Raw genomic sequence first — 10,840 nt, forward strand, 5'->3', positions numbered from 1 at the left:
CGGGGGCGGTGCGGTCTGCCATGTCAGGAGTTCCCCAGGTTCTCGACCAGGTCGAACAGGTCGTCGTCCGTCGCGGCGTCGAGGTCGCCGCGGCTCTCCGGCTCCGCCGCGTCCGGACCGGGGCCCGCGCCCGGGTCCTGCGCCGCGTCGTGCCAGCGCGTCAGCAGGCTCCGCAGCCGTACGGTGATGCGGCCGCGGTCGGCGCCGAGGGCGGAGGCGCGCCCGGCGAGCGCGGTCAGGCTCTCCTCCAGCCGGTCCAGCTCGCCGAGCAGGGCGTGCGCGGGGTCGGCCGGGCCCAGGTCGAGGCGTTCCCGCAGGTGTTCGGCGACCGCCGCGGGGGCGGGGAAGTCGAACACGAGGGTGGCGCGGAGCCTGGTGCCGGTGGCGCGCTGGAGGCGGTTGCGCAGTTCCATCGCGGTGAGGGAGTCGAAGCCGAGGTCCTTGAAGCCGCGTTCGGCCTCGACCTGGGTGAGGTCGGCGTGGCCGAGCACGTCGGCCACCTGGCCGCGTACCAGCTCCAGCAGGGCGGCTTCCTGTTCGTCCTCCGGGAGCGCGGCGAGGCGCGCGACCAGGTCGGGCGCCGCTTCGGCGGTGGCGGGGGCCGCCGCCGCGGCCGGCGTCTGGACCAGGCGCCGCAGCAGGGCGGGCAGCTCCCCGGCGGCGGCCATGGCGCGCAGCCTGGCCGGTACGAGCCGTACGGGAGCGAGCGCGGGCGGCATCGGGTCCGCGGGCGGCGCGGTGAGCGCGGCGTCGAGGAGCGCCAGGGCCTCGGCGGTCGCCAGCGGGGCGACGCCCGTACGCGCGATCCGCGCCAGGTCCGCCGCGTCGAGCGCGGCGGTGATGCCGGAGGCGGACTCCCACAGCCCCCAGGCGAGCGAGGTCGCCGGCAGTCCTGCCGCGCGCCGGTGGTGGGCGAGGGCGTCGAGGAAGGCGTTGGCGGCGGCGTAGTTCGCCTGGCCGGCGGAGCCGCCGGTACCGGCGAAGGACGAGAACAGCACGAACGCGACGGGCGGGCCCGGCAGTTCGCGGGTCAGCTCGTGCAGCGCCCAGGCGCCCGCGGCCTTCGGCGCGAGCACCCGGTCGACGGCCTCGGGCGTGAGCGAGTCCACCACGCCGTCGTCCGTCGTGCCCGCCGCGTGGACGACAGCGGTCAGCGGGCGGTCGGCCGGGATCTCCGCGAGCAGGCGGGCCAGCGCCTCCCGGTCCGCCGCGTCGCAGGCGGCGACGGTGACATCGGCGCCCAGCTCCGTCAACTCGGCCGCCAGCGCCTCCGCGCCGGGCGCCGCCGATCCGCGGCGGCCGGTGAGCAGCAGCCGCGTCGCGCCGTGCGCGGTGACCAGGTGCCGGGCGACGAGTGCGCCGAGCGTCCCGGTGCCGCCGGTGATCAGGACCGTACCGTCGCCGAACCCGGGCGCGGCGGCCGGCGGCCCCTCGCCGCCGGCGGAGTCCGGGCGGGGGTGGGCGCGTACGAGACGGGGGACGCGCGGCGCACCGCCCCGGAGGGCGAGCTGCGGCTCACCGGAGGCGACGGCGGCGGGGAGGGCGCGCCGCGACTCCTCGCTGTCGTCGGTGTCGACGAGGACGAGGCGGTCGGGGTGCTCCTCCTGCGCGGAACGTACGAGGCCCCAGACCGGCGCGTGGCGCAGGTTCGGCGACTCGTCGCCGAGGGCGACGGCGTTGCGGGTGACGACGGCCAGGCGGCGGTCGGCGTTCTGCTCGTCGGCCAGCCAGGTCTGGAGCGCGTGCAGGGTGCGGAGGAGGACGGCGCGGGTGTCGGCGGGTACGTCGGCCGGTTCGGAGTCGCCGTCCTCCACGACGAGGAGGGGAAGGTCGTCGTCGCTCGCGGCGGCGGTACGGGTGCCGGGGTGGGCGGGCGGCGCCGACCACTCGACCCGGTAGAGCGAGTCCGCGCGGGTGCGCAACTCGGCGACGGGCAGGGGGCGCAGGGTGAGCCGGGAGACGGAGACGGCGGGGGTGCCGTCGCCGTACGTGGCCTCCAGCGCGACCGCGTCGGGGGCGACGGGGGTGAGGCGGGCGCGGAGGGTGGCGGGGGCGGCGGCGGAGGCGGTGGTGGCGGGCGGGTGGAGTCGGGCGCCCTGAAAGGTGAAGGGCAGGCGGGGGGTGCCGGTGTCGTCGGTGCCGCCGGTGTGGCCTTCGTCGGCGTCGGCGACGAGGCCGATCGCGTGCAGGGCGGCGTCGAGCAGGGCCGGGTGCACGGCGAACGCCTCGGCGTGGCCCGCGTGGTCGGGGAGGGCGACCTCGGCGAGGATGTCGCCGCCGTGGCGCCAGGCAGCGCGGAGCCCCCGGAAGGCGGGCCCGTAGGTGAGGCCGGAGACGTCGAGGTCCGCGTAGAGGGAGGTGAGGGAGAGGGGGGTGGCGTCCGCCGGTGGCCAGGCGGGGGTGGGGGAAGAAGGGGCGGGGTCGGCCGCCGGGGGCTGCGGGAGGACGGTGGCGGTGGCGTGCTTGGACCACGGGTCGCCCCCGGCCGGACCGTCGTGCGGGCGGGCGTAGACGACGATGGTCCGGCGGTCGTCTTCCGCCGGGCCACTGACCGTCACCTGGAGATCGACGGCGCCGTCGTCGGGCACGGAGACGGGCGTGGTCAGGGCGAGTTCGTCCAGGTGGGTGCATCCGGCGAGGCGGCCCGCGTGCAGGGCGAGTTCGAGGAGCGCGGTCCCGGGGAGGACGACGGTGCCGGCGACGGCGTGGTCGGCGAGCCAGGGGTGGGTGCGGAGGGAGATCCGGCCGGTGAGGAGGAGGCCGTCGTCGTCGGCGCGTTCGACGGGCGGGCCGACGAGGGGGTGGGATGCGGGCTCGGTAGCGGTGATGGGGGTGGCGTCGAGCCAGAGGTGCTGGTGCTGGAAGGGGTAGGTGGGGAGGTCGGGCAGGTGGGCGGCGGAGGGCGGGGCGGAGGTGGTGAGGGCAAGCCCGTGGGCGTGTGCGTGGGCGCGTGCGTGCGCGAGGCGGTGGGGGGTGTCGTCGTTGCGGTGGAGGGTGGCGTGGGTGACGGCGTCGGTGTCGGTGGTGTCGATGGTGTCTTCGACGGCGGTCAGCAGGCCCGGGTGGGGGCTGGGTTCGAGGAAGTGGCCGAAGCCGTCGGCGAGGAGCGCCTGCACGGTCTGGTGGAAGCGGACGGGCGAACGCAGGTTGGTGAACCAGTAGTCGGCCGTGAGGGAGGTGGTGTCGACCGGCGAGGCGGTGACGGTGGAGTAGAACGGAATGCTGGCGGCCCGCGGCTCGATGCCCTCAAGCCGCGCCGCGAGGTCCGCTTCGAGAGGCTGGACCAGGGGGGTGTGGGAGGCGTACGTCACGGGCACCCGGCGGTGCCGGATGTCGTTGCGTACGCAGTGCTTCTCCACCGTGTCCAACGCGACCGCTGGCCCTGCGACGACCACAGATGCGGGCCCGTTGTACGCGGCGATGGACACCTCGGCGGCGACACCGCAGGCGTCGAGAAGTCCGTCCGCAGCGTCCTCGTCCAGCGCGACCGACAGCATCCCGCCGGTCCCCGCGAGCGCGGTCAACGCCTGCGAACGCTGCGCCACGATCCGTGCCGCGTCCTGAAGGCTCAACGCGCCCGCGATGTGCGCGGCGGCGATCTCGCCCTGGGAGTGTCCGATCACCGCGTCCGGACGTACGCCGTGGTGCTCCCACCAACGCGTCAAGGCCACCATCACCGCCCACAGCGCGGGCTGCACCACCTCCACCGGCTCCAGCACCGAAGGCTCATCGCTGGACAGAACCTCAAGCAGATCGAAACCGGTGTGCGGAGCCAGCGCCTCGGCGCACTCGCCCAGCGCCCGGGCGAACACCGGCGATTCATCGAGGAGCCGCGCCCCCATCCGCACCCACTGCGACCCCTGCCCCGGAAAGACGAACACCGTCTTCCCCGGCACCACCTCACCCAGCACCACACCCTCGTGCGGCACCCCCGCACCCAACGCCGCCAGGCCCGCAACCAACTCCCCCCGCTCAGCACCCACCACCACCGCGCGGTGCCCGAAACGGGCCCGGGTGCTCAGCGCGTCGGCGATACCGGCGGTCGGCACGTCCGGGTGGTCGGCCAGATGCGTGTGCAGCCGGGCTGCCTGGGCTCGTAGCGCCGCGGGCGTGTGGCCGCTCAGCGGCCAGGAGACGACCCCCGACGTCGCCGGGGGTGAGGGCTGGGGCTCGTCGGCCTGCTCCAGGATCACGTGCGCGTTCGTGCCGCTCACCCCGAAGGACGACACCGCCGCCCTGCGCGGCCGCTCCACCTCCGGCCATGCCCGCGCCTCCGTCAACAGCGCCACACCACCGGCGCCCCACTCCACATGCGGCGTCGGCTCATCCACATGCAACGTCGCAGGAAGCTCCCCGTGCCGCATCGCCTCGACCATCTTGATGATCCCCGCGACCCCCGCCGCCGCCTGCGCATGCCCGATGTTCGACTTCACCGACCCCAGCCACAACGGCCGATCGGCCGCCCGCCCCTGCCCGTACGCAGCCAGCAGCGCCTCCGCCTCAATGGGGTCGCCCAGCGTCGTGCCCGTGCCATGCGCCTCCACCACGTCGACATCCCCCGGACCCAGCCCCGCGTTCTCCAACGCCGCCCGGATCACCCGCTGCTGCGACGGCCCGTTCGGCGCCGTCAGCCCGTTACTCGCGCCGTCCTGGTTCACCGCCGTGCCCCGCACCACCGCCAGCACCCGGCGCCCCTTGGCCCGCGCCACCGACAGCCGTTCCAGGACCAGCACGCCGACGCCCTCGGCCCAGCCCGTGCCGTCCGCCGCCGCCGCGAACGACTTGCACCGGCCGTCCGGCGCCAGCGCCCGCTGGCGGCTGAACTCGATGAACGCCTGGAGCGCCGACATCACGGTCACCCCGCCCGCGAGCGCCCGCTCGCACTCGCCCGCGCGTATCGACTGCGCCGCCAGGTGCAGCGCGACCAGCGACGACGAACACGCCGTGTCCACCGTCACCGCCGGGCCCTCCAGCCCGAACGTGTACGCCACCCGACCCGTCGCCACGCTGCCCGCGCTGCCGTTGCCCAGGTACGGCTCCAGGTCCGCCGGCGGCCGGCTCACCCGGGCCGCGTAGTCGTGGTACATCAGGCCGGTGAACACGCCGGTCCGGCTGCCGCGCGCCGACTCCGGGTCGATTCCGGCCCGTTCGAACGCCTCCCAGGTCGTCTCCAGCAGCAGCCGCTGCTGCGGGTCCATCGCCAGCGCCTCCCGCGGCGACAGGCCGAAGAACCCCGGGTCGAAGTCCGCCGCCCCGTGCAGGAAGCCGCCGGACCACACCGACGACCGCCCGGCCCGGTCGGGGTCCGGGTCGTACAGCTCCTCCGGGTCCCAGCCCCGGTCGGCCGGGAACTCCGAGATCGCGTCGCGGCCCGCCGCGACCAGCTCCCACAGTTCCTCCGGCGAGCCGACGCCGCCCGGGTAGCGGCAGGCCATGCCGACGATCGCGATCGGATCGTCGTCCGCCGCCACCGCCGCGGTCGCGACCGCAGACGCGGCACCGGCCCCCGCCTCCGCGCCCAGCCCGAACCCGGTGAGCAGGAAGCCCGCCAGCGCCGTCGGGTTGGGGTAGTCGAAGACCAGGGTCGCGGGCAGCCGCAGGCCCGTCTCGCGTGCGAGGCCGTTGCGCAGCTCGACGGCCATCAGCGAGTCGAAGCCGAGGTCCCGGAACGCCTGCGTCTCCGGCACCGATCCCGGCGACTCGTGTCCGAGCACGGTCGCGGTCTGCGTACGCACCAGGTCCAGCGCCGCCGCCGCACGCTCCGCAGCGGGCAGGGCGGCGAGCCGCTCCCGCAGTTCCGGTGCCGCCGCCCCGCCCGCCGCGGCCGGAGCCGCCCGCCTGCCGGGCGTACGGACCAGCCCCCGCAGCACGGGCGACAGCGCGCCGCCCGCGTCGGCGAGCGCGGCCGGGTCGAGCCGTACGGGCAGCAGCACCGGCTCGGCGGGCGCCTCCGGCGCCGGGCCCGGCCCGGCGGCGGCCGCGGCGCACGCCGCGTCGAACAGCGCCAGCGCCTCCGCGTCACCCAGCGGCGCGACCCCGGAGCGCGCCATCCGCGCCCGGTCCGCCGCCCCCAGCCCGGCGGTCATGCCGGAGGCGGACTCCCACAGCCCCCAGCCGAGGGACACCGCCGGCAGCCCGTTCGCCCGCCGGTGCCGGGCGAGGGCGTCGAGGAAGGCGTTCGCGCCCGCGTACGCGCCCTGCCCGGCGCCGCCGAGGACGGAGGCGGCGGAGGAGAAGAGGACGAAGGCGTCGAGGGGGAGTTCGCGCGCGTGGGTCAGCTCGTGGAGGTTGAGCGCGCCCGTCACCTTGGGGGCGAGGACGCGGTCGAGCTGCTCGGGTGCGAGCCCGGTGAGCAGCCCGTCCTCGACGACGCCCGCCAGGTGGACGACGGCGGTCAGCGGGTGGTCGGCGGGGATGCCGTCGAGGAGCCGGGCGACGGCGGCGCGGTCGGCGACGTCGCAGGCGGCGACGGTGACGGTGGCGCCGAGGGCGGTGAGTTCGGCGCGCAGCGCGGCGGCGCCGGGGGCGGCCGGGCCGGTGCGGCCGGCGAGCAGGAGGTGGCGTACGCCGTGCTCGGCGACGAGGTGGGTGGCGACGAGCCCGGCGAGGGTGCCGGTGCCGCCGGTGACCAGCACGGTGCCGTCGGACCGCCACCGCGGGCCGGACGGCGTGCCGGTGGGCGGCTCGGCGGGGGCGGAGGGCCGGTGCCGTACCAGGCGGGGCGCGGAGAGGCGGCCCGCGCGGAGGGCGAGCTGCGGCTCACCGCAGGCGAGGGCCCGCCGTACGGTACGGACCGAGCCCTCCGCGTCGTCGTCCACATCGACCACGACGAACCGTCCCGGCGCCTCTGCCTGCGCCGACCGCAGCAGCCCCCAGACGGGGGCGGTGGCCAGGTCGGGTACGTCGCCGGGGCCGGCGGCGACGGCGCGGCGCGTCAGCACCGCGAGCCGCGAACCGGCGGCCGCCGCGCGGTCGTCGGCCAGCCAGGTGCGTACGACGTCGAGGGCGCGGTGGAGCGCTGCGGTCGCGTCGGGTGCGGCGGGGAAGGGGAGGACGACGGTCGGGGGCAGCTCGGGCAGCGCGGCGACGTCCGCGATGTCGGTGATCTCGGCGATGTCGTCCGCGTCCGGTACGTCCGTAGCCGGTACGTCCGCGTCCGGTGCGGCCGCGTCCGCCGCCACCGGGGTCCAGTCCAGCCGGTACAGCGAGTCCGCCGCCGGGCGCCCGAGCCGGCCCGCGTCGAACGGCCGGGTCACCAGGGCCTCCACGGACGCGACCGGCTGCCCGAGCCCGTCGGCGACCGCCACCGACACGGCGTCCGGCCCGGCCGGGGCCAGCCGCACCCGTACCGCGGAAGCGGCGACCGCGGTCAGGTGCACGCCGCCGAAGGAGAACGGCAGCCCCGCCCGCTCCGGCTCCCGGCCCGCCCCGAGGCCGAGCCCGATGCCGTGCAGGGCGGCGTCGAGCAGCGCCGGGTGAATGCCGAAGCGCTCGGCGTCGGCGGCGGCCGCCTCGGGGAGCGCCACCTCCGCGAACACCTCGTCGCCGCGCCGCCACGCGGCCCGTACGCCGGTGAACGCCGGCCCGTAGGACAGGCCGAGGGCCGCCAGCCGCGGATACAGCCCGTCCACCGCAACCGGCTCGGCCCCGGGCGGCGGCCAGGCGGAAAAGTCGGGGCGAGCGGTCACGGGAACGGGAGGGAGGGCGGCGAGGCGGCCGGAGGCGTGCTCCGTCCAGGGGCCGGGGGCCGCCACGCCCGCGGAGTCGGGGCGCGCGTGGATGCGTACCTCCCGCCGCCCCTCCGCGTCGGCCTCCGCCACCAGCACCTGAACCTCCACGGCCCCGGCCTCCGGCAGCACCAGCGGCGCGTGCAGCGTCAACTCCTCGACGGCCGACGCCTCGTCGCCGAGGCGCGCGCCCGCGGCGAGCGCCAGCTCGACGTACGCGGTGCCGGGGAGGAGGACGGCGCCGGACACGGCGTGGTCGGCGAGCCAGGGATGGGTGCGGAGGGAGAGGCGGCCGGTGAGGACGAGCCGGTCGCCGTCCGCGGGGCGGGTGACGGTCTCGACGAACGGGTGCGCGTCGCTGCCGGGGAGGGCGGTGCCGGGGGTGAAGGGCGGGAGCCAGTAGTCCTTGTGCTGGAAGGGGTAGGTGGGGAGGTCGGTGAGGCGGGCCGTGGGGAGGAGGTCGGGCCAGGTGGGGGTGGTGGCGTGGTGGGTGTGGAGGGTGGCCAGGGCGGTGAGGAGGGTGTGGCGCTGGTCGCGGGTACGGCGCTGGAGAGGGACGGTCAAGCTGGGGGTGTCGCCGAGGCATTCGGTGGCCAGAGTGGTGAGCGCGGCATCCGGCCCGGCCTCCACGTACGTCGTCACCCCGGCGGTGCGGAGAGTCTCGACGGCGGCCGCGAAGCGGACCGGCTCACGGACCTGGCGGACCCAGTACTCCGGGTCGGTGAGGCGTTCGGCGTCCGTCGTCAGCGGAATCCGCGGCGGGTGGAAAGTCAGGGTCCGTACGACCTCGCGAAACGGATCCAGCATCCCGTCCATGTGCGGCGAGTGGAACGCATGACTGACATGCAGCTCACGCGACCGGAACTCCTCCGCGACCACCCGCGCCGCCTCCGCGTCACCCGAGATCACGGTGGTGGTCGGGCTGTTGACAGCGGCGATCGTCACGCCCTCGGTCAGAAGCGGCGTGACCTCTTCCTCGGAGGCCCGTAGGGAGACCATGACGCCGGTGTCCGGCATCTCCTGCATGAGCCTGGCCCGGGTGGTGACCAGCAGCGCGGCATCCGCGAGATCAAGAACACCCGCGCAATGCGCCGCCGCTATCTCCCCCACCGAATGCCCCGCCAGCCAATCCGGCGTGACACCCCACCCCTCCAACAAACGGAACAGAGCCACTTCGAGAGCGAACAGCGCAGGCTGCGCATAGCGCGTTTGCCCCAGCGCCTCGCCTCCCACGACCTCGCGCAACGGGCGATCGAGATGCGGGTCCAAGGCCGCGACGACCTCGTCCCACGCCTCGGCAAAGGCCGGGAAGGCTTCGTACAACTCCCGGCCCATCCCCGGAAACTGACTCCCCTGCCCCGTGAACAGATACGCCACCTTCCCCGCCACAGGCACGGTCTCCGGGCCGGTGACCAGGTTCGGATGCGCGCCGCCCTCGGCCAGCGCCGCCAACGCCGCCGGGTCGGAATCGAGCACCACCGCACGGTGCCGGTGCCCCGACCGGGACGCGGCCAGCGTGAACGCGACATCCGCCGGATCCACCCCCGGGTGACGCTCCAGGTGCGCCGCCAGCCGCGCGCCCTGCGCGGCCAGCGCCGCCGACGACTTCGCCGACAGCGGCCACAGCACGGCACCCGTACCCGCCACCGCCGCCTCGACCGCCTCGACCGGTGCCTCCGGGGCCTGTTCCAGAATCACGTGCGCGTTCGTGCCGCTGATCCCGAACGACGACACCCCCGCCCGCCGCGGCCTGTCCACCTCCGGCCACGGCCGCCGCTCGGTCAGCAGCCGCACCGCGCCCGACTCCCAGTCGACGTGCGGCGTCGGCTCCGCCGCGTGCAACGTCCTCGGCAGTTCCCCGTGCCGCATCGCCTGGATCATCTTGATGATCCCCGCGACCCCCGCCGCGGCCTGCGCGTGCCCGATGTTGGATTTGACCGACCCCAGCCACAACGGCCGATCAGCCGCCCGCCCCTGCCCGTACGTCGCCAGCAGCGCCCGCCCCTCGATCGGGTCGCCCAGCTCCGTCCCCGTGCCGTGGGCCTCCACCGCGTCCACGTCCCCCGGCGCCAGGCCCGCGCTGTCCAGCGCCGCCCAGATGACCTGCTGCTGGGCCGGGCCGCTGGGCGCGGTGAGGCCGTTGCTGGCGCCGTCCTGGTTGACGGCCGTGCCGCGTACGACGGCCAGCACCCGGTGTCCGTTGCGCCGCGCGTCCGACAGCCGCTCCAGGGCGAGGACGCCCACGCCCTCCGCCATCCCCATGCCGTCCGAGCCGGCCGCGAACGCCTTGCACCGCCCGTCCGCCGCGAGCGCGCCCTGCCTGCCGAACTCCACGAACGTGCCCGGCGTGTACATCACCGTCGCCCCGCCCGCGAGCGCGAGGTCGCTCTCGCCGGAGCGCAGCGACTGCGCCGCGAGGTGCAGCGTCACGAGGGACGTGGAACAGGCGGTGTCGACCGTGACGGCCGGACCCGACAGGCCGATGCTGTACGCGATCCGGCCCGACGCCACGCTCGCCACCGAGCCGGTGACGAGGTGCCCTTCGACCGACCCCGGCGCGTACTCCAGCGGGGCACCGTACTCGTGGTAGTTCCGCCCGACGAAGACCCCGCCCTTCGCCTCCTCCACCTGCGACGGGTCGATGCCGGCGCCCTCCAGCGCGGCCCACGCGGTCTCCAGCAGCAGCCGCTGCTGCGGCTCCATCGCCAGCGCCTCGCGCGGCGCGATGCCGAAGAACTCCGCGTCGAAGCCGGCGACGTCGTCGAGGAAGCCGCCCTCCCGCACCGCCGTCGTACCGCCCGGGCCGGGGCCGAAGAGGCGTTCCAGGTCCCAGCCGCGGTCGGTGGGGAACGGGCCGACCGCGTCGCGCTCCTCGACGAGCAGGCGCCACAGGTCGTCGGGGGACGCGACGCCGCCCGGGAAGCGGCAGGCCATGCCGATGACCGCGATCGGCTCGGCGGCCCGGTCCTCGACCTCCTGGAGGCGTCGGCGGGCCTTGCGCAAGTCCACGGTGACCCGCTTGAGGTAGTCCCGGAGCTTGGCTACGTCCTCGGCCATGGCGCGTCCTTCACGTCGTGCGGTGGCCCGGCCGTAGGGCCGGGGGCGGCGGCGGT

1 protein-coding gene is annotated in these 10,840 nt (G+C 76.1%); it reads right to left on the reverse strand.

Annotated elements, in window-relative coordinates; translation table 11 throughout:
- Positions 1 to 23 precede the first annotated feature (23 nt).
- A complete protein-coding gene (locus ACHZ99_RS15995) occupies positions 24 to 10,784 on the reverse strand; it encodes a type I polyketide synthase (protein WP_420305270.1) in 10,761 nt (3,586 codons plus the stop codon).
- Between the last annotated feature and the right edge of the window lie 56 nt (positions 10,785 to 10,840).

Origin of the sequence: Streptomyces sp. MAR4 CNX-425 (assembly GCF_048656465.1) — a bacterium.
In the GTDB taxonomy this organism is placed as follows: Bacteria; Actinomycetota; Actinomycetes; order Streptomycetales; family Streptomycetaceae; genus Streptomyces.

What these genes read in the sequence shown, in the direction of transcription:
- ACHZ99_RS15995 (WP_420305270.1), bottom strand. Translation starts at nt 10,784, where the DNA reads ATGGCCGAGGACGTAGCCAAGCTCCGGGACTACCTCAAGCGGGTCACC.